General features: G+C 68.5%; 18 protein-coding genes. 8 read left to right on the top strand and 10 right to left on the bottom strand.

The genetic code is table 11. The features are described 5' to 3' along the window. Positions 1 to 13: 13 nt before the first annotated feature. Complete coding sequence (locus tag AC5WS7_RS10765; RefSeq protein ID WP_495954274.1) at positions 14 to 1,360, top strand: LLM class flavin-dependent oxidoreductase; 1,347 nt, start codon at positions 14 to 16, stop codon at positions 1,358 to 1,360. 193 nt (positions 1,361 to 1,553) lie between these two features. Here the strand turns inward: AC5WS7_RS10765 and AC5WS7_RS10760 are convergent, their stop codons facing one another. From AC5WS7_RS10760 to AC5WS7_RS10750, 3 genes are all read right to left on the bottom strand, one after another. Continuing rightward, entirely contained in the window at positions 1,554 to 2,120 is a 567-nt protein-coding gene (locus AC5WS7_RS10760; protein WP_495954273.1) for a P-loop NTPase family protein, read from the bottom strand. 227 nt (positions 2,121 to 2,347) lie between these two features. Then, positions 2,348 to 3,625, bottom strand: a complete 1,278-nt coding sequence (locus AC5WS7_RS10755) for a PucR family transcriptional regulator (RefSeq protein ID WP_495954272.1) — start codon at positions 3,623 to 3,625, stop codon at positions 2,348 to 2,350. A 259-nt stretch (positions 3,626 to 3,884) separates the two neighbouring features. Further along, the gene (locus AC5WS7_RS10750) at positions 3,885 to 4,514 is read right to left on the bottom strand and encodes a TetR/AcrR family transcriptional regulator (RefSeq protein ID WP_495954271.1); all 630 of its coding nucleotides are present in this window, start codon (positions 4,512 to 4,514) and stop codon (positions 3,885 to 3,887) included. A gap of 132 nt (positions 4,515 to 4,646) precedes the next feature. Between AC5WS7_RS10750 and AC5WS7_RS10745 the strand changes: the two genes are divergently transcribed. Further along, complete coding sequence (locus AC5WS7_RS10745) at positions 4,647 to 6,017, top strand: ABC1 kinase family protein (protein WP_495954270.1); 1,371 nt, start codon at positions 4,647 to 4,649, stop codon at positions 6,015 to 6,017. Between the two features lie 51 nt (positions 6,018 to 6,068). Beyond that, positions 6,069 to 6,800, top strand: coding sequence for a TetR/AcrR family transcriptional regulator (locus AC5WS7_RS10740; RefSeq protein WP_495954269.1), 732 nt, complete (start codon positions 6,069 to 6,071; stop codon positions 6,798 to 6,800). A gap of 116 nt (positions 6,801 to 6,916) precedes the next feature. Here AC5WS7_RS10740 and AC5WS7_RS10735 read toward each other — a convergent pair whose 3' ends face one another. From AC5WS7_RS10735 to AC5WS7_RS10725, 3 genes are all read right to left on the bottom strand, one after another. Beyond that, entirely contained in the window at positions 6,917 to 7,936 is a 1,020-nt protein-coding gene (locus tag AC5WS7_RS10735) for an AurF N-oxygenase family protein (protein WP_495954268.1), read from the bottom strand. Positions 7,937 to 8,161: 225 nt separating this feature from the next. After that, positions 8,162 to 9,028, bottom strand: coding sequence for an LLM class F420-dependent oxidoreductase (locus AC5WS7_RS10730; protein WP_495954267.1), 867 nt, complete (start codon positions 9,026 to 9,028; stop codon positions 8,162 to 8,164). Positions 9,029 to 9,094: 66 nt separating this feature from the next. Continuing rightward, on the bottom strand, positions 9,095 to 10,195 hold the full coding sequence (locus tag AC5WS7_RS10725) for an alpha/beta hydrolase (protein WP_495954266.1): 1,101 nt from the start codon (positions 10,193 to 10,195) through the stop codon (positions 9,095 to 9,097). Between the two features lie 80 nt (positions 10,196 to 10,275). On the opposite strand from AC5WS7_RS10725, the gene AC5WS7_RS10720 reads away from it, so the two are divergent. From AC5WS7_RS10720 to AC5WS7_RS10710, 3 genes are read left to right on the top strand one after another with little or no spacing between them, the layout of a single operon-like run. Beyond that, positions 10,276 to 11,133, top strand: a complete 858-nt coding sequence (locus AC5WS7_RS10720) for a tryptophan 2,3-dioxygenase (RefSeq protein WP_495954527.1) — start codon at positions 10,276 to 10,278, stop codon at positions 11,131 to 11,133. Continuing rightward, the gene (locus AC5WS7_RS10715; protein WP_495954265.1) at positions 11,130 to 12,353 is read left to right on the top strand and encodes a kynureninase; all 1,224 of its coding nucleotides are present in this window, start codon (positions 11,130 to 11,132) and stop codon (positions 12,351 to 12,353) included. Before AC5WS7_RS10720 ends, AC5WS7_RS10715 begins: the two co-directional genes overlap by 4 nt. Then, positions 12,334 to 13,179 (top strand): PaaX family transcriptional regulator, encoded by an 846-nt coding sequence (locus AC5WS7_RS10710; RefSeq protein WP_495954264.1) that lies wholly within the window; start codon positions 12,334 to 12,336, stop codon positions 13,177 to 13,179. The genes AC5WS7_RS10715 and AC5WS7_RS10710 overlap by 20 nt, the downstream gene beginning before the upstream one ends. A gap of 29 nt (positions 13,180 to 13,208) precedes the next feature. Here AC5WS7_RS10710 and AC5WS7_RS10705 read toward each other — a convergent pair whose 3' ends face one another. The 3 genes from AC5WS7_RS10705 to AC5WS7_RS10695 all read right to left on the bottom strand — a co-directional run bounded on the left by AC5WS7_RS10705 (position 13,209) and on the right by AC5WS7_RS10695 (position 15,291). Then, a complete protein-coding gene (locus AC5WS7_RS10705; RefSeq protein ID WP_495954263.1) occupies positions 13,209 to 14,186 on the bottom strand; it encodes a serine hydrolase in 978 nt (325 codons plus the stop codon). 126 nt (positions 14,187 to 14,312) lie between these two features. Continuing rightward, positions 14,313 to 14,999 (bottom strand): PASTA domain-containing protein, encoded by a 687-nt coding sequence (locus AC5WS7_RS10700; protein WP_495954262.1) that lies wholly within the window; start codon positions 14,997 to 14,999, stop codon positions 14,313 to 14,315. A 52-nt stretch (positions 15,000 to 15,051) separates the two neighbouring features. Continuing rightward, positions 15,052 to 15,291 (bottom strand): DoxX family protein, encoded by a 240-nt coding sequence (locus AC5WS7_RS10695; RefSeq protein ID WP_495954261.1) that lies wholly within the window; start codon positions 15,289 to 15,291, stop codon positions 15,052 to 15,054. Between the two features lie 177 nt (positions 15,292 to 15,468). On the opposite strand from AC5WS7_RS10695, the gene AC5WS7_RS10690 reads away from it, so the two are divergent. Further along, on the top strand, positions 15,469 to 16,179 hold the full coding sequence (locus tag AC5WS7_RS10690; RefSeq protein ID WP_495954260.1) for a sigma factor-like helix-turn-helix DNA-binding protein: 711 nt from the start codon (positions 15,469 to 15,471) through the stop codon (positions 16,177 to 16,179). 78 nt (positions 16,180 to 16,257) lie between these two features. On the opposite strand, the gene AC5WS7_RS10685 is transcribed toward AC5WS7_RS10690, so the two are convergent. Continuing rightward, positions 16,258 to 17,124 (bottom strand): LysR family transcriptional regulator, encoded by an 867-nt coding sequence (locus tag AC5WS7_RS10685; protein ID WP_495954259.1) that lies wholly within the window; start codon positions 17,122 to 17,124, stop codon positions 16,258 to 16,260. A gap of 83 nt (positions 17,125 to 17,207) precedes the next feature. Between AC5WS7_RS10685 and AC5WS7_RS10680 the strand changes: the two genes are divergently transcribed. Then, positions 17,208 to 18,452: an MFS transporter gene (locus AC5WS7_RS10680; RefSeq protein ID WP_495954258.1), complete on the top strand. Its 1,245-nt coding sequence runs from the start codon at positions 17,208 to 17,210 to the stop codon at positions 18,450 to 18,452. Positions 18,453 to 18,454 lie beyond the last annotated feature (2 nt).

Genomic DNA, 18,454 nt, shown 5'->3' with positions numbered 1-18,454 from the left:
GGATTCACCTCGAATGTCCAGACCGCGCAAGACCTTTCACATCAACGCCTTCCTGATGGGCGTCGGCCACCACGAGGCCGCCTGGCGGCATCCGCGCACCGAAGAGCATCGCCTCCTCGATGTCGAGCACTTCCGGGAGCTCGGCCGCATCGCCGAACGCGGGCGGCTGGACTCGGTGTTCTTCGCGGACAACCTCGCCGTGGGCCCGCGCATCGAGCGCAACGCCCCGGCGGTGTTCGAACCGATCACGCTGCTCTCGGCGATCGCCACGGCGACCGAGCACGTCGGGCTGATCGCGACCGCGTCGACCAGTTACAACGAACCGTTCAATCTGGCACGCAAATTCACCTCGCTCGACCACATCAGCCACGGCCGGGCAGGCTGGAACATCGTCACCTCCGGTAACGCCGAGGAGGCGTACAACTTCGGCTACGACGCCATTCCCGAACACGCGCGTCGTTACGAGCGTGCCCAGGAATTTCTCGATGTCGCCCTGAACCTCTGGGACAGTTGGGAATCCGATGCCCTCGAACTGGAAACCGGCTCCGGCGTCTTCGCCGATCCGGACAAGGTGCATACGATCGATTACCGCGGTGAGCGATTCCGGGTGCGGGGCCCGCTGAACTCGCCGCGCAGTCCGCAGGGGCGTCCGCTGCTGGTGCAGGCCGGATCATCGGAGAGCGGAAAGGAATTCGCCGCTCGGCATGCCGAGGCGGTGTTCACCGCGCAGCGCACCCTCGACGAGGGACGCCGGTTCTACCAGGACCTGAAGTCCCGGCTGGCCCGATACGGCCGGTCGCCGGACGAGCTCGAGGTGCTGCCGGGACTGGTTCCGTTCATCGCCGATAGCGCCGAGCAGGCCCGCGCGCTGGAACAGGAGTTCACCGACCTGATCTCGCCCGATTACGCGTTGCGGCAGCTGTCGAGCATGCTCGGTGTCGATCTGACCGAGCACGCCCTCGACGCACCGCTGCCGCCGCTGCCCGCCGAGAGCGACATCCAGGGCGGCAAGAGCCGATTCACCCTGGTGAAGGAACTCGCCGAACGCGAGGACCTGACCGTGCGGCAGTTGATCGGCAAGCTCGGCGGCGGTCGCGGACACCGCACCTTCGCCGGAACGCCGGAGCAGATCGCCGACGAGTTGCAGGCCTGGTTCGAGGGCGGTGCGGCCGACGGATTCAACATCATGCCGCCGTATCTGCCGGGCGGGCTCACCGATTTCGTCGACCGTGTGGTGCCGATCCTGCAGCAGCGCGGCCTGTTCCGGACCGAGTACACCGCCACGACGCTGCGCGGGCACTACGGACTGGAGCCCGTGGAGAGCCGCTTCGCCCCGGCTCGCGTGGCCGCGGGCGCCTGAGCCCGACCCGCGCTCGCATGCGGGCTTCGCCGCACCCGCGACCGTTGACCGGGCGTGACCGTGCCGACGGGGTACCCGGGTCCGCTCCTGGGCCGTACGATGATGGCCGCGCTGTCCCGTGACCTCTCCCGCTCGGTCGATCCACCATGTCGGCGTGGTATCCGAGCGGTGCGGCCTGCGCAGCCGGGGTGAGCTACGGACAGCGAAACCTTCGGTTCGAGCGACGCAGACCGGCGAGCAATGCGTCCGCGTCGCGATGTGATCGAATGCGGATGAATTCGATGTGCCGGAAGGCGGGATCGGACTGCGCGGCCTCGTAACGTATTCGATTGCCGGAGTGTGTCTTCCAGGACCACACGATGACCGATCGCCCGGGATCGAGGGAGAGCAGGTCGCGCCAGTTCTCCCGGTTGCCGTTCCACAGCGTGCGCCGGGTGAGTGCCCGGCCGAGTGTCCGCCGGACGATCTGCCGGGTGACCAGCGCGCGCGGCAGATCGAACCAGACGACGGTATCGGCCTTGCGCCACACCGTATCCGTGAGTTTGCTCTGGTAGTTGCCGTCGATCACCCACGCGTCGGGGGCGATCCGCTCGGTGACCGCGGCCCGGAATTCCCGCTCGGGCATGGGAGTCCAGCCGGGCTGATGGTAGATGGCGTCGAGTTCGATGTGCGGTACGCCCAGCTCCCGGGATATCCGGCGAGCCGGCCTCGTCTTACCGGATCCGGAGGTTCCGGCCACCACGATCCGACGGCGGCTCACCGTCGTATCGACCGGTCGGCGTCGCGCGATGCCGAACCGGGCAATCGTGGGTCCCGACCGGACACTGTGTCCGAACTGCGCATGAGCCCCCCTCGGGTACGTTCCGAACCGGCCGGACCGCCGTGGTCGCTGCCGCCGAGCCGAGGGTACCCCAGCGGGATGTGGCCGCTCGCTGCCGACGGCGCTGCCGGTGCGCGGAAGCGCTGGCGGACAAGCGGTTCAGCGATTCAGGCGCAGTCGCTGTCGAGGCTCACCTCGTGGCCCGCGGGCATTCGCAGCGGTGCGGCCGGGCGGGGGTGCCGGCCCATGCGCGCTACCAGGGCGGAGTGCAGATACCACAGGCCGGTCGTCTGAGCGGGGTCGAATCCGGTGAGACCGGCGATGCGGCGCAGGCGGTAGTCGACGGTGTTCGGGTGTACGTCCAGCAGGCGTGCGGTGCGGACGCGGCTGAGATTGGCGGCGATGTAGATCCGCAGGGTTTCCAGCAGGTCGGGATGCTCGTCCAGCGGGGTGAGCTGGGTTTCGAGCGCGTCGCGGCCGATTCCGGGGCGGGTCAGCTGGTACTGCAGGGCCAGTTCGGTGAATCGGTACAGACCCGGGCCCAGCCCCAGATGGTGCACGGTGTCCAGCAGTTCGTGCGCCAGGTGGGCGGCTCCGGGAACCTTCTGCGGCCCGGCGGTGACGACGGTGACCGTGATCGGCGTCTGGGCCGCGCGGGACAGGTCGCCGACCAGGCCGTCGAGATCCGAATCCGTTGCGGCCGTGGATGGTACGAGAACGGTGCCGCCGTCGACGGACAGCAGCGACAGCGCCTGCCCCGCGAGCGTCGTCGCCAGCTCGGCCTGCACGCGCCGCAGCTTGCGCCGGGCGACGACCTGCCGGTCCAGATGCGGCCGGCTCTCGTCGGGATGGGCCGCCAAACCGACGGCGAGGACGAAATAGCGGTCGGCGACCGGCAATTCGCGCGCTCCGGCCTTCGCGGTGCTGGTACCGGCGAGCAGCGCCGAGGTCAGGCTGTGCGCGGCGGTCTGCTGCTCGGCGGCCTCGGCGCGGCGCTCACGGACGTACGCCATGCCCACCGCGGAGGTGAACACCTTCGAAAGCTCGAGGATCGTGGTGGTGGCCGTGAGCACGCCTTGGCTGTTCGCCGGACTCGTGCGCTCGAACATCTGATCCAGCGCCACGGTGAAACCCGCACGAACCGCGGACAGGACCGCATCGATGGGGATGTCGGCGCGGGCGCATCCGGCGGCGGCGTTCTCCAGGCGTTCGGGGCCGGGCAGCGGGCCACCGGTCATGCCCTGGACCAGCGATTCGGCGCAGGCCCGCACGACCGCCTTGATGTCCGCGGCGATGAATTGCTCGGACTGCTCGCAGATCTCGGCGGCTTCGGCGAGACGGGCCAGTACGGTGCGGGCGAGGGTGTCGACTGCACGCACCGACGGGGCCGCCGTCGGGTTTTTCACCGCGCGCAGTTCGGGGCGGGCGAGGCTGTCGATCGTCACGTGTGACCTCCTGTCACCGTCGTCCCCGCGCCGATTGCACGCGGGGCGGGCGTCCGCCCGGCCGGCTCCGTTGCTGTTACCGGACGTATGCCCTATCGAAGACGGTAATCCGAGCGATAGCTCACCTTCTACTCCTCTTCGGGTAATTCTCAGCGGCTGCCGATTATCGCCTCAACCAGGTCGAATGGCGCTGTTCGGGCAGCCTTGCGGAGTGGCGGAGGTACCGAGAGATGGCGGAGTGCTCATCTTTGGACGCGGGTCACGCCGCCTGTTCGGCGAGCTGTGCCTCGCACCAGGCGGCGATCATCTGCGCGGTCATGGCGATGGCCTCGTGCCGTTCGGTACTGTCCACCTCGAGTGCCGAGGCGCGCAGTACGGCGGCGAAACAGGTGTTCATCAGCACGAAGCTGATCGTGTCGTAGCGGTGATCGTCGCCGGGGCCGAGAATCTGGATGACCATCACCTTGATCAGCAACCGCAGTCGCGGCTCGAACTCGGGAATTCCGCTGTTGTAGAACTGCACTCCGGCCACCAGGGCGCGCACCAGCCGGGCGTTGTCCACCAGTTCGTCGGTGATGACCTCCAGGATGCGGGTCACCTGTTCCAGGATGGACTGACCGGGCAGTCCCAGTGCGTGTTTGGTGAGCCGTTGTTCCACGCTCTCCAGCAGCCGGCGCAGCAATTCCTCGACGATGACCGCGCGGTCGGAGAAGTAGCGGTAGACGGTGCCGATGCTGATCCCGGCCTCGGCCGCGATCCGGTTGGTGGAGGTTTCCGCGATGCCGCGTTCGCCGAACAGCCGGGCGGCGGTGTCGAGTATGAGTTCCCTTGTCGCCCTGGAACGTTCCTGGGTCGGACGGCGACGCTGGCCGGCGGCCTTCGGTGGCATCACTACCTCCTGCCTGGGTCGGAGAAGATGAGCAGCGCTCAGTTTAGGTCGGCAGGGGTTGCCGATATCGCCGAAAGTGCGAAGAGTGTGGCGAACCCGCGCGTCGTGGCTCGGGTGAGGGAGGTTCGCACAATGAGTGCTCGGGTGCCGAAGGGCCGCCTGGCGCGTGGCGGCAAGCTGGGCAGGCTGGCCGCCGAACAGACCATCCGCGGGGTGGGCACACGGTTGTCGATGCTGGGCCGCACCGAGCAGGCCCGCCGGGTCCTGGCCGAACGGTCCACGCTGCAGGCGGCGCAGCAACTGGTCACCGTGCTCGGCGGGTTGCGCGGGGCCGCGATGAAACTGGGGCAGATGCTCTCGGTGCTGGATGTCGATCTGCTGCCCGCCGAACATCGGGAGATGTTCCGCGGCAAGCTCGCCGAGCTGCGGGACCACGCACCCACGGAGCCGTTCCACCGGATGCGTGCGGTCATCGAAGCGGATCTGGGCCCGCTGGCGAAAGTGTTCGCCGATTTCGACGAGACCGCGATCGCCGCGGCCTCGATCGGCCAGGTCTACCGGGCCACCCTGCGCGACGGCCGCGAGGTCGCGGTCAAAGTGAAATATCCCGGCGTGGACGAGGCCGTCGAGGCGGATATGCGCAATCTCGCGATGTTCAGCAGGTTGTGGAAATCCATTCTGCCGAGCGCGGCCGACAGTGACGTTCTGGATGAAATCGCCCGCAATATCGGCAGCGAACTCGACTATCCGCGCGAGGCCCGCAATCAGCATCGCGTCGCCGAGCGCTATCGCGGCCACCCGTACATCGTGGTGCCGGACAGTATCGAACAGTATTGCGGGCCAAGCGTTCTGGTGTCCGAATTTGTCGACGGAGAGTCCTTCGACCGGCTCCGGGACCTGCCCGGCGCCGAACGCGATCGACTCGGTGAGCTGATCTATCGCTTCTACATCGAGCCGGTGTTCACGGACTACGAATTCTGCGGCGATCCGCATCCGGGCAATATCCTGCTCGCCGCGGACGGGCGTTTGGCCTTCGTGGATTTCGGGCTGTATCACAGCATGGATCCCGCTCACGTCGAACTCGAACGCGCCGCCTTGCAGGCCGCGGCCGAATATCGCGGTGAGGATCTGTACGACTGGTGGGTGAGCCGGGAGATCATCGATCCGGATTCGGGCGTGACCGTTCAGGAATGCCTGGATTACGTCTGGGCCGCGACCGGCTGGCATCTGCTCGACGAGGAGATCACCCTCGATCCCGAATTCGCCACCGGCGCGGTCGTTCTCGCGCTCGATCCGCGCTCGTCGGAGTTCCGCGGGATGCGCAGTCAACACCTGCCGCCGGAACACGTGTTCTCGCGGCGGGTGGATCTGTTCACCCTGGCCGCACTGGGGCAGCTGAACTGCACGAACAATTGGCACCGGCTGGCCCGGGAGTGGATGTACCGCGAACCGCCGGTCACCGAGGCCGGGCGCGCGATCGCGCGCTGGCGGGAAACGCGCTGAGCTCTCGCCGAGAGGTACGCCGCGCGGGCGCGGGCGGCCTACACTTCTGGGGTGTCCACAGCAGCGGCGTCCCCGGAGGTGGCGGGCGGACGGCAGACGCGCTGGCAGCCGCACAACGACCAACGCCGGGCGCGGATCGTCCAGGCGGCGATCGAGTTGGTGGAGGAGACTCCGGCCGGCGCCGACATCTCGGCCCGGCAGATCGCCGCACGCGCGGGATTGGCCAAATCCGTGCTGTACCGGCAATTCTCGGGCCGGGAGGAACTCGACCGCCGGGTGCGTTCGGCGATCGGCGACCGCTTCACCGACGCCCTGGACACGGCCCTGGACATCGGCGAGGGTTCGATCGCGCAGATTCTCACCCGCGCGGTGGGCGTCGTCGTGGACTGGATCTGCGACCACCCGCGCCTGCACGAATTCCTGCGCACCGGTCCCGCCGAGGGCGACGAGGAGGGCGGTGACGCTCTCAGCGGTCTGCTGAGCAGCATCACCCGCCGCGCCGCGCGCCTGGTCACCGGCCTGGGCGGCATCGTCGGCGTCGCCGATCCGCCCGTGGTCGACACCATGGCCTTCGCCATCGTGTCGATGACCGAGGCCACGGTCACCCGCTGGTCCCGGGATCCGGACCCGGCCCTGCCCCGGCAACGCCTGATCGCCGAGCTGGCGGGTTACGCCTGGAACGTTCTGGACGGCGTTGCCCGTGCTCACGGTGTCGTGCTGGATCCGGATCTCCCGCTGCTGCAACTCATCGAAACGCTGGCCGCGTCCGGCTCGCAGGACTGATCCCGGTCGGCGCACGACCGTTGCGTGCCCGGCCCGGGCCATTTCGAATCCTGCTCGGCCACAACGACTTTCCGGGCCGAGCGACGGTGCGGGCTCGGTCCGGCCGGGCGGCGGTGTCAGGATGCGGCGGCCGAGCGGGCGGTGGGCGGGTTGAGCCGGCGCGCGGGTTCGCTGCGGTAGCGCGACGAGTCGCCGTCGATGTGCAGTAACTGCCAGACCTTGCGGGCCAGCGGGGGACGCAGACCCAGGTCGTCGGCGAGTTTGCGGACGTCGTCGAAGTAGCCGGCCAGGATCCGGCGGGACCGCGGCGCTCGCCAGAATGCCTCGCGGAAGACCTCGCGGGGGATGTCGAAGCGGGTGGCGAAGGATTGCGGCGGGGCCATGATCTCACCCGCGAGCCAGCGCATCGCCAGCGGAAACGCCAAGGCGCACATCGCTTTCCCGGTCGGGCTCATCTTCTCGATGTGCGCGGTGAGGAATTCGTGAGCGAAGGAGATGTGCCGGGCCTCCTCGGCGATGTGGATCTGCATCGTGCGCAGCACGGCGGGCGGCAGCCGGTCACCGGCCCGGATCATCGCCTTCTGGTAGTGGTCGATGGGCTCCTCGCCGCCCAGGATGCCGATGACCAGGATGACGTGCGCGTATCCACCCGCCACGCCGATGAACGGCGACAACGCCCGGAAGACCGGGCGCATACCGGGCACGTCCACGCCGATCCGGTTCACCAGCTCCTGGAACATCTGGATGTGGTTGCACTCCTCGGTCATCTCGTGCATGCAGTACCGGAACTCCGCGGCCCCGTTGGGCAGCTTGAGCACGTACTGCATCAGGCCGCGGATCAGCACCGTCTCGAAAGCCAGGCCGACCTTGACCACATTGGCCACGCGCCATCTGCCGATCTCGATCTGCCGTTCCAAGGGCAGTGCCCGGTACCAGTCGGTCGCGCCGAGCGGATCGATCTCGGGATCGAGCACCCAGCGCGGGTCGTCCGGGTCGATCGCCAGTTCCGGGCTGTCCCAATCGATGTCGAGATAGGGATCGAAATTCCGGCGCACCGATCCGTCGGACAGGGTCGCCAGCATGTCACGGTAGTGCGCGCCGAACGGATCGGCGCTGCGGGTATCGGACAACGTCATCGGTGCCTCCTGAGCCTGTGCCGGGCATCCGCCCCGGTTCCTGCGGGCGCGATGCACCGGCTCGTGACTCCAGGATATATGGGACTCGGGGTCTCATACAATCCCCGTAGCGTTCCGATACCGGCCGACAGCTCGACCGCAGGGGTGCCGACCAGGCCGGATGGGACCGCGTGCCGCTGTTCCATCCGGTCGCCGCGGGTCGTGGAAGGCGTTCGCCGGACTCGATCAGCCGATCTCGGCGAGGCGAGGTGCGATCTGCTCGCCGAACCGTTCGACCCATCCCGCGGGGTCCGGGGTGCCGGGGACCGGGCCGACGTTGATCAGCTCGATCCCCAGCGCCGCGCACGCCTCCGCGTTCTTCAGGTAGGCGTCGACGTCCGTGAACGGATCGGTGAAATTGCCTGTGTGGATGCGGATTTCGGCCGGGTCACGGTCGAACGTCTCGCAGTGCCGGTGCAGCACCCCGATCTTGTGCGGCAGTTCGTCCACCGGTGCGTTCGTATGCCAGACATCGGCGTACCGGGCGACCATGCGCAGGGTCTTCTTCTCGCCGCTCCCGCCGAGCAGGATCGGCGGGCGGCGGATCGGCTGCGGCTGACAGATGGTCTCCGCCAGCTGATAGTGCTTGCCCTGGTACGGGCCGTCGTTCTCGCTCCACATCTGCAGGCAGATCTGCAGGGTTTCCTCGAGCATCTCGAACCGGTCGCGCAGCGGCGGATACGGCACGCCCAGCGCGGTGTGCTCGCGTTCGTACCAGGCCGCGCCGAGGCCCAGCATGGACCGTCCGCCGGACAGTACGTCCAGGGTGGTGGCGATCTTGGCCAGCAGGCCGGGATGGCGGTAGGTGACACCGGTGACCAGCATGGTCAGGGTGATCCTCTCGGTCCGCCCGGCCAGGAAACCCATGCTGGTGTATCCCTCGAGGAACGGGTCCTCGGCCTTGCCCACGGCCTCCATCTGGAAGAAGTGGTCGGCCAGGGTGAAGATCTCGGCGCCGGCCTGTTCGGCGGCGACGGCGGTGCGGGACAGGGTCGGGCCCAGTGCGGCCGGATCGCCCGGCAGGAAGTCGATGTAGTGGACGGCGAAGCGCATGGTGGTGTTCCTTCCGTCGGCTGGATGTGCTCGCCAGTCTAGATTAGTCAGCTCAGCCTGTACAGTTTATCTGTCATGATGTACCGCTCGCGCGATCTCGGCTGCCGTGCGCAGCCAGAGGTCGTCCGCGGGATCGATCACGGCGAAGTGGTTGCCCGGACCTTCGAGATACGTCACGGGATCGCCGAATGCCTGTGCCGTGGAATGGTATTCGCGACTCATCTCCAACAGGTTCGGGTCGTCGTGCACCGCGCTGACGACCAGCTGTGCCAGCCCGAGCGGCAGCCGGTCGATGGGGGAGGACCATCGATAGACGTCCGGGCATTCGGACCGGTGGCCGCCCAGGGCGGCGGCGGTCGCGCCCTCGCTGAGTCCGCGGTCGTCGGCCAGGCGCAGATTCAGCACGCCGGCCAGGCTGACCGCGAGGATCGGGCGGACGGCGGCGTGCCCGGCGACCGCGTCGGCCGCGGCCCGCAGCGCCAGCTGCGCCCCGGCCGAATGTCCGGCCAGGACGATGCGCGCGGGATCGGCTCCGTCGACCTCGGCGAGTGCCCGCACGGCGGCGGCGACGTCGTGTGTCGTCGCCGCCCAGCCGTGTTCGTCGGGACGGCGGTATTCGGCGTTCCAGGTGAGATATCCCCGCGCGGTCAGGTCGATCGCGAGGGCGTCCATGAGATCCGCGGCCCAGCGGGACCGCCAATAGCCGCCGTGGAACAGTGCGACGGCGGGATGCGGGCCGGGCCCGTCGGGGACGCGCAGGTCGGCGTGCTGTTCGTGGTGGTCGCCGTAGCGCACGCGGTCGGCCGGGTGCAGGCGGTGGTGGTACCAGCTGTCGATCGCGAAGCGCAGGCCGTCGAGACCGCGTTCGCGGATGTGTGCGCGAACCGCGGGGGACCGGTCGGCGGGCGCGCGTCCGAGGTCGACGCGAACCACTCCGGCCGGTGGCGCGGTGAACCCGACTCCGTCGCCGGGGATCACGATGAATTCGCCGCGGCGCGCCGCGGCGGTCACCGCGTCGGCGAAATGTGCTGCGTCCCTGGCGAAGACGACGTCACCGGTCAATCCGCGGGTGCTGAGTGCCCGGTCGGCCGTTTCGGCGACGGTGCGGCGGTCCGCCACGGTGCCGGGGGCGAAGACGATGTCGACAGGCGGGGCGGAGGGGTGCACGAGCGACTCCTGGTTACGTATATGCGGCGGCCGTCATATTTGTGTAATATCAGATGGTAGTCGACATCGGTGAGGTCAGCATGGGTGCACGGTCCGGCAGCAGAGCCATCGAGCCGGGCGTCGTCCGGGATTTCCGCTCGCGCCCGAGTTATGGCGAATATCTGGATCTGGACACGCTGCTCAGCGCGCAGAAGCCGGTGAGCAGGCCCGAACACCACGACGAGCTGCTGTTCATCATCCAGCATCAGACCAGCGAACTGTGGCTGAAACTGGTCCTGCACGAAATCCTCGCCGCGCGTGCGGCTCTGGACGAGGACGATCTGGGTGCGGCACTCAAATGCGTGGCGCGGGTCAAGCACATCCAGCGGACGCTGACCGAGCAGTGGTCGGTCCTCGCGACGCTCACACCCACCGAATACGCCCAGTTCCGCGGCTTCCTGGGCAATGCCTCGGGATTCCAGTCCTATCAGTACCGCGCGGTCGAATTCGTGCTGGGCGCGAAGAACGCGGACATGCTGGAGGTCTTCGAGGCCGACCCCGCGGCTCACGCGCTGTTGCGCGGGCTGCTCGGTGAGCCGAGTCTGTACGACGCGTTCTGGCGCTGTCTGTCCCGGCTCGGCTACGCGGTGCCCGAGTCCGCGCTGACCCGTGCGCTGCGCGCGCCCTACACGATGAATCCGGAGTTGATACCGCTGATCGGCTTCGTCTACGAACATCATCGCGAGCACTGGGCGGCCTACGAGGCGTTCGAGGAGTTCGTCGACCTCGAGGAGAATTTCCAGCTCTGGCGTTTCCGTCATATGCGCACGGTTCTGCGCACCATCGGGACCAAACCCGGCACCGGCGGATCGAGCGGTGTGGGATTCTTGCGGAAAGCGTTGGAGCTGAGCTTCTTTCCCGAACTGTTCGCGGTCCGCACGGAGATCGGAAGTCGATGACCACAGCACTGCTCGCCCGCGCCGCCGAGCTGGATGCGCGAGATCCGTTGCGCGCCTGCCGCGATCTGTTCATCGGTTCGGACGATCCGGGGGTGGTCGCGTACCTGGACGGAAATTCACTGGGCCGCCCGTTGCGGGCGAGCGCCGAGCGGATCAGCTCGTTCGTCACCGACGCCTGGGGCGGGCGGCTGATTCGCGGCTGGGACGAACAGTGGTTCGAGCTGCCGATCACGATCGGGGACATGCTCGCCGACACCGTGCTGGGCGCAGCTCCGGGGCAGACCACCATCGGCGATTCCACGACCGTGCTGCTGTACAAACTCGCCCGCGGCGCGATCGCGCTGCGGCCCGGGCGGACCGAGATCGTCGTGGACCGGGACAATTTCCCGACCGATCGATACATCATGGAATCCATTGCCCAGGAACATGATCTGACTCTGCGCTGGATAGAACCGGATCCGCGCGGCGGGGTGGGGGTAGCGGAGCTGGCCGCGGTGGTCGGCGAACGTACGGCGCTCGTTGTCCTCGGACACGTCGCCTATCGCTCCGGATATCTGCTGGACGCGAGCGAAATGGCACAGGTGACGCACGACGCGGGTGCGCTGCTGCTGTTGGACCTGTGTCACTCGGTCGGCTCGGTACCGCTCGAACTCGATTCCTGGGCAGTGGATCTCGCCGTCGGATGTACCTACAAATATCTCAACGGCGGCCCGGGATCGCCGGCCTTCGCTTACGTCCGGAGCGAACATCAGGACCGGTTCCGGCAACCGGTGTGGGGCTGGATGGGGCGCGAGCAGCCGTTCGCGATGGCGCAGGGATATCGACCGGCACCGGGAATTCGGCGGGTGATCAGCGGCACGCCGCCGATTCTGGGCATGCTGGCGATCCAGGACACGCTCGCGCTCATCGGTGCGGTGGGCATGGCCGCCGTGCGCGAGAAGTCCGTCGCGCTGACCGAATACGCGTTGGAGCTGGTGCGCGAGCAGCTGATTCCGCTCGGGGTCGAGATCGGTTCACCGCTGGATCCGGCGCGGCGCGGCGGTCACGTCATCATCGACCATCCGCGGTTCGCCGATATCACCGCGAACCTGTGGCGCCGCGGCGTGATTCCCGACTTCCGGCCGCCGCGCGGACTGCGAATCGGGCTGAGCCCGTTGAGTACCGGCTTCGGCGAGGTGGCCGCGGGCATACTGGCGATCCGTGACGAACTCCTCGCCTGACCACGCGGTCCTGGACGACTTCGACTCCCGTCCGGGCAGCGCCACCTCGCTGATCCGCACCGTTCTCGGCGCGTACCGGGGCGAGCTGGGCGGCTGGACCGCCATCGCCGAACTCGTCGAGCTGATGGGCGAATTGGGCGTTCCCGCCGATGCAACCCGGATCGCGGTGAACCGGCTCAAACGGCGGGGCGTACTGGTCTCCGAGGTCCGCGACGGCCGCGCCGGATACGGCCTGACCGCGCAGGCCGAGGCGATGTACGCGCGAGGCGATCGCCGTATCTTCGGATTCCGGCAGATGACCGATGCCGACCCGTGGCGGCTGATCTCGTTCACCATCCCCGAGACGCTGCGCGCCGCACGGCATCAGCTGCGTCGCCGGCTCGGCTGGATCGGCTGCGGGACCGTCTCCCCTGGACTGTGGATCGCGCCGGAGCACCTCACCGCCGAGGTCACCGATATCGTTGCCGCACTGGGGCTCTCGGGCTACGTGACGACTTTCCTGGCCACCTCGGCACAGGTTCCGGACTCGCCGGCGGAGGCCGCGGCCCGCTGGTGGGATCTGGACGCGATCGCGGCACGTCATCGCGAATTCCTCGGCCGCCACGCGGACTCGGCCACTGCCCGCGGCCGGACGCCGCGCGAGACATTCGCGGAATTCGTTCCGCTGCTGGATGAATGGCGAATCATCCCGTACATCGATCCGGGTCTGCCGCCGTCGATGCTGCCGCCGGATTGGCCCGGTGTGCGCAGTGTCGAACTGTTCGCCGCGGTCCGCGACCGCTGCCTGGTGACCAGCCGGGAATGGGTTCGTACGCTGCGCCGGTAGTCGCGGGAGCCGCCAGGCGGTCACGCGCTTCAGTCCACTGTCCCCTGCAGCACTCGCACGCCCGCGGTGAGCGCGGCGCCACCCGCGCTCCAGCTGATGTTCGCCGGCTGGGAACTCAGCACGACGACGACGTAGCGCAGCGGTTGCCCCGCTCCCGCGCCGACCAGGCCGGTGGTGTCGAGAGTCGTGGAGTCCGCCAGCGACATCCAGCCCTGCTTTATCGCCCAGTCCGCGCCGGTGAGGCCGTCCGGAATGCCGAAGTACTGGTCGGTGCCGTCGGCGGCGGTCCGCTCGGCGCCCTGCAGACCGGTCATGATGACATCGCGGGCGGCCTGCGGGACCGTGTTGAGATACCGGTACACGGTCACCACATCCTGTGCGGTGGTAAGTGTTTCGCCCCACTGGCTGGAATCGCCCGGTGCGCTGGTGCCGGTGAGGCCGATCAGACCGGCCATGCGGGTGACGATGGCATCGCCTCCGTCGGCGTCCCAGAGTGTATCGGCGATATCGTCGTCGCTGGCCGAGAGCATCTGCTCGAGTTGCGCAGCGGTCGCCGAATCGGCTTGCCAGCCTTGCGAATTCAGCTCGTCCAGGGCGATCAGCAACTTGACCACGGACGCGGTGTAGAACTGCTGACCACTGTCGAGGTCGGCGACCGTCGCCCCGGTAGCGGTGTCCACGACATCGATGCCGACCCGGGTGCCGGGAGACGCGGCCTGGATCGCGGCTTGCATCTTCTGGCCGAACGCCTCCGGGGACACCTGCGGCGCGCTGGGCGCGGTTCCGGCGGAACCGCTCGGCAGCTGCGGGATCGGCAGGCTCGGCACGGGCGCGGCGACCGCCGATGCGGTGGCTGCGCTACCGCGCTGTGCGGCAACCGAATTGTGCGCCGCTGCCCGAGCCAGCGGCGTCGCGATGACGCCCACGACGATCGCCACGACGGCGACAGCGCCGATGACGACCCACAGCCATCCACGTCGCGCCGAGCGCGGCAATATCGAGTCCATACTTCATTGATCGGCGCGCTGCCTGTGTGGACCTCGAGATGGCGATGCCAGCTTGCTGCCAACCGGTGCCGACGACGCGGAATCACGAGCGTGGCGGCCGGTTTCGGCGCCGGCCGCCGGGGTCGGTCAGCTCGCGGCCCGGCCGGTCGGCTCGGGTAGTTCCGGGATCGATCGCAACGGCGGCGGAGACGGCTGACGCGGTTCCCGCACACCGGCACCGCCGTTGCGCCGCAACCACAGTCGCACCGCCGAACCGGCCGACACTCGCGCGCCGGACTCCGGGCTCTGGTCGGTGACGAACCAGCCCGATTCGGCCGCATCCGGCAGCGGCGCATCAGGATCGGCGTTCGCGGCGACCAAGCCCTTCGCGGTGAGCGCGTGCAACGCGGCGGCCCATTCGAGTCCGACGACCGAGGGGACCTCGACATTCGCACGCCGCCGCCGGGTACCGGCGTCGAGCAGATCCCGTTCCCACTCGGTGACCTCGACCGATTCCGGTGCCGGATCGGCGGATTCGATGCTCTCGGTGCGGCCGCTGGAGGTGCCGCGCTCGGGTTCGGAGTCCAGATCGCGCCAGCGCTCCCAGGCCGACTGCCTGGTCACACCCAGATAGGTCGCGATCTCGGCCCACGACTTGTCCCGGCGGCGAGCGATGCGCACCGCGCCCAGTTCCCATTGATCCAACAGTCTGCGCACCGCGCCGATATCGGCCAGTGCGGTGAGCGCCTCGTCACCTGTTCGTGGTCCGCCGCGACGGGAGGTGAGCCGCCGCCACGCGGCCCCGCCCTCGTCCGGTACGTCTGCCTTCGCCATGCTGTAAGGATATCCTGACGCGACGGACCGGACCGGGGAACTTCTCACGCCCTCAGCGAACGGGCGGTCCCGGTCGTCGGCCCGGTGGGCGCAGCGCCCACGAGAGGACCGTCAGCGCGGTCATCACCGTCAGCACCGCGACCTCGCCGAGCGCGTATCGCTCGGTCAGATGAGACGCGATGGCCCTGGTGCAGACGAAGAACGCGCCCGCGTACGCCCACTCCTTCGGCAGCGGGCGTCCCGGAACCAGCAGCGCGAGCGCCCCCAGAATCTTCCAAACGCCCAGCAGCACCAGGAAATACGTGGGATGCGCGCCACATCCCAGACGCCGCCCACGCCGAGTTCGGCGGCGATGAGCACGGTGGCGGTCCAGTAGACGGTCGAGCGAATGCGCGTGCCGGGCGAAGGCAGGGTCGATACGGCCATACCTCTCACGGCTATGGCGGATGACGTCCGGAGTATGTGACAGATGACCGATTCGCTCACGCGCGAACTCGAGCAGAGCCGGGCCCGGTTGCGGGCGATGGCCTATCGGATGCTGGGATCGGTGCGCGAGGCCGATGATGCGCTGCCCGATCCGATCGTCACCGCCGACGGGCACAGCACACCGGAAACCCAAGCGCTGCTTGCGGATTCGATCGGCATGGCGCTGCAGGTCGGGTTGGATCGGCTCGATCCCGCCGAACGGGTCGCCTTCGTCCGGCACGACAGTTTCGCCGTGCCGTTCGGCGAGATCGCGGCGATCCTGGACCGCTCGCCCGAGGCGGCGCGCCAACTGGCCAGCCGGGCGCGACGGCGAGTCCGCGCGGCGCCCGAGCCCGAGGGCGGTCCGGCTGATCAGCGTCGTGTGGTGGACGCCTTCTTCGCCGCCGCTCGCCGCGGCGATATCGCCGCGCTGGTGCGAGTGCTCGCCCCGGACGTCGTCCTGCGCGGTGATCTCGGGACCGGAAAGCTCTGGGAGACGGATAGTTCCGATGACGCCGCTGCTCAGGCGGTGCGATTCGCGCACCCCCGCGCGGTGCTGCACCCGGTCCTGGTGAACGGTGCGGCCGGGGTGCTCGTCACCGTCGACGGGCGATCGGCATCTCTCCTGGCATTCGTCGTCGCGGGCGGCCGGATCGTCGAGATCGATGTCCTCGCCGATCCCCGTCGGATCCCCGCGGTCCCGGCGGCGGGGTGACAGCGGGGACCAACAGGTGCGGGCGACTGCCGGCGATCCAGGGCGGAGCAGGGCGGTCTTGCCGACCGGATGCGCGTCTCACGCCAGATCGCGCAGCGTCTCGATGACGGTGTGCGCCGCATATGACGGTGTGCGCTGCGTATCGTGCGCCACGGCCAGCTTCCAGGGGATCGGCCCGTCCGCCGGCTCGATGCGCACGAGGCCGGTCCACCGTTCGGCGACCGAGCGCGGCACCAGCGTGACCCCGAAGTCCTGAGCGGTCAGCTCCAGCGCGAATTCCTGATCGGCGACCTCGATAACCGTGCGGCGCAACGGGAATCGTTCATCGGCGATACTCCGGATGCCCCAGCCCGGCGGATAGTCGATGAACCTCGTGCCCGCCAGCGCGCCGGGCGGGAACGGCCGCCCGGCCAGCGGATGGTCGGCGCGCACACACAGCACCAAGGTCTCCTCGAGAATCGGATACAGGCACAGCCCGGGTATCTCGTCGGCGGAACCGGCCAGCAGCGCGATATCGAGACTGCCCTCGAGCAGTCCGGCGATATTGCCGCGCACGCCCGCGATGCTCTGGCGCATCTGCAAGGTCAGCGCCGGATATCGGCGGTGCATATCGGCCAGGACGGCGGCCAGGTCCAGGGAACGGATATTCATCAGATTGCCGATCACCACCTCGCCGCGCACCTCGCCCCGGGCCGCGGCGATCGCGTCGGTGACCTCCCGCCGAGCACGCACCATCGATGTCGCCGGTCCGGAGATGGCACGTCCGGCCTCGGTGAGTTCCAATCCGCGCGGGGTGCGATCGAACAGCCGCGCACCGAGTTCGCGTTCCAGTTTCGCCACGCTCGTCGACACCGCCGACTGCACCAGATTGAGCGAACGCGCCGCCGCGGTGAACGAGCCGGCCTCCCGGCAGGCCAGGAAGCATTCGATCTGACGCAACTCCATCCTGCGAGCCTAGACTTGCCATCTGCCTCGTTGATGGGGCTATCGAAATCCATCGCTTCCGTTGATCGACTCGGTACCGGACCATGGATGGAGTGAGTGTTTCGACCGTCGCCGCGCCGCAGCAGGCCCGGCTCACCCGTCTGCTCGTGCTCGTGTTCGCGGTGACCGCGGGATCGTCCGCGGGCTGCCTCTACTATCTTCAGCCGCTGCTGCACCAGGTAGCGGGTGATCTGCGCATCTCGACCGCCACCGCGGCGCTGCTGGTCAGCGGCGCTCAGGTGGGCTATCTGTGCGGGCTGGCGCTGCTGGTCCCGCTGGGTGATTTCCTCGAACGCCGCCGGATGGTGCCGGGCCTGCTGGCCGCGTCGGTGCTGGCGCTGGTCGTTTCGGCGGCCGCGCCGAACTTCCCGATTCTGCTGGTGGCCGTGTTCGTCACCGGGATCACCGCCTCCGCCGCGCAGGTCGTGGTGCCGTGGTCTTCGTCACTGGCCGAACCGGGGCGTCGCGGTCAGGTCGTCGGCACGGTGATGAGCGGGCTGCTGCTGGGCATCCTGTCCTCGCGGGTGCTCTCCGGCGCGATCGCGCAACTGGGCGGCTGGCGCACGGTACTGATCGCGGCGGCGGCGATCCAGCTGGTGATGTCGGTGAGCGTCTACTTGCTCACTCCCGCCACCGGCCGGGCCGCTGCCGGCGAACGTTATCGCGAGGTGCTCGTCTCGATCCTGTCGCTGATCCGTCTGCATCCGATGCTGCGGCATCGCATGGTGCTGGGTTTCGTTGCGATGGGCTGCTTTTCGGGTGTGTGGACCGCACTGGCATTCCTGCTCGCCGGGGGACACGGGAGCCCGTATCACTATTCGGAGGTCGTGATCGGGTTGTTCGGCATCGCCGGTGTGGCCGGGGCGCTGGGTGCACCGGTGGTGGGCCGGTTGTCCGATCGCGGACATCTGCGCGTGGTGACCACGCTGGTGTGGGTCGTGCTGCTGGCCAGCTGGGCGCTGCTGGCCTGGGGCGGGCATTCGATCATCGCGCTGATCGCGGCCTTGCTGGTCTTCGACTTCGGCATCCAGGGCATCCAACTGTCCAATCAGAGCGCGATCTACGCACTGGATCCGGCCGCTCGCAGCCGCCTGACCACGGCCTACATGGTGATGTACTTCCTCGGCGGCGTCGTCGGATCGGTCACCGCCGGCACGGCCTACGAATCGGGCGGCTGGCTTCGGGTCTGCGAGATCGGTATGGGCGCCACGATCGCCGGGATCGCGCTGTGGGCGGTGTTCGCCCGGCACATTCCGGCCCGTGCGACTACCGCGGACGCCCCGGATTAGAT

This window comes from Nocardia sp. PLKS1-43 (genome assembly GCF_059510335.1).
Note: the sequence above shows the minus strand (reverse complement) of the source record. Positions and strands in the feature narration are given on the sequence as shown.

Bases quoted from the DNA above. Each gene is read 5' to 3' on its own strand.
- AC5WS7_RS10750 (WP_495954271.1), bottom strand. From the start codon at position 4,514: ATGCCACCGAAGGCCGCCGGCCAGCGTCGCCGTCCGACCCAGGAACGT.
- AC5WS7_RS10715 (WP_495954265.1), top strand. From the start codon at position 11,130: ATGACCACAGCACTGCTCGCCCGCGCCGCCGAGCTGGATGCGCGAGAT.
- AC5WS7_RS10705 (WP_495954263.1), bottom strand. From the start codon at position 14,186: ATGGACTCGATATTGCCGCGCTCGGCGCGACGTGGATGGCTGTGGGTC.
- AC5WS7_RS10685 (WP_495954259.1), bottom strand. From the start codon at position 17,124: ATGGAGTTGCGTCAGATCGAATGCTTCCTGGCCTGCCGGGAGGCCGGC.
- AC5WS7_RS10765 (WP_495954274.1), top strand. From the start codon at position 14: ATGTCCAGACCGCGCAAGACCTTTCACATCAACGCCTTCCTGATGGGC.
- AC5WS7_RS10730 (WP_495954267.1), bottom strand. From the start codon at position 9,028: ATGCGCTTCGCCGTCCACTACATCGACTTCCTGCCGGGCGATCCGGCC.
- AC5WS7_RS10690 (WP_495954260.1), top strand. From the start codon at position 15,469: ATGACCGATTCGCTCACGCGCGAACTCGAGCAGAGCCGGGCCCGGTTG.
- AC5WS7_RS10735 (WP_495954268.1), bottom strand. From the start codon at position 7,936: ATGACGTTGTCCGATACCCGCAGCGCCGATCCGTTCGGCGCGCACTAC.
- AC5WS7_RS10720 (WP_495954527.1), top strand. From the start codon at position 10,276: ATGGGTGCACGGTCCGGCAGCAGAGCCATCGAGCCGGGCGTCGTCCGG.
- AC5WS7_RS10700 (WP_495954262.1), bottom strand. From the start codon at position 14,999: ATGGCGAAGGCAGACGTACCGGACGAGGGCGGGGCCGCGTGGCGGCGG.
- AC5WS7_RS10745 (WP_495954270.1), top strand. From the start codon at position 4,647: ATGAGTGCTCGGGTGCCGAAGGGCCGCCTGGCGCGTGGCGGCAAGCTG.
- AC5WS7_RS10680 (WP_495954258.1), top strand. From the start codon at position 17,208: ATGGATGGAGTGAGTGTTTCGACCGTCGCCGCGCCGCAGCAGGCCCGG.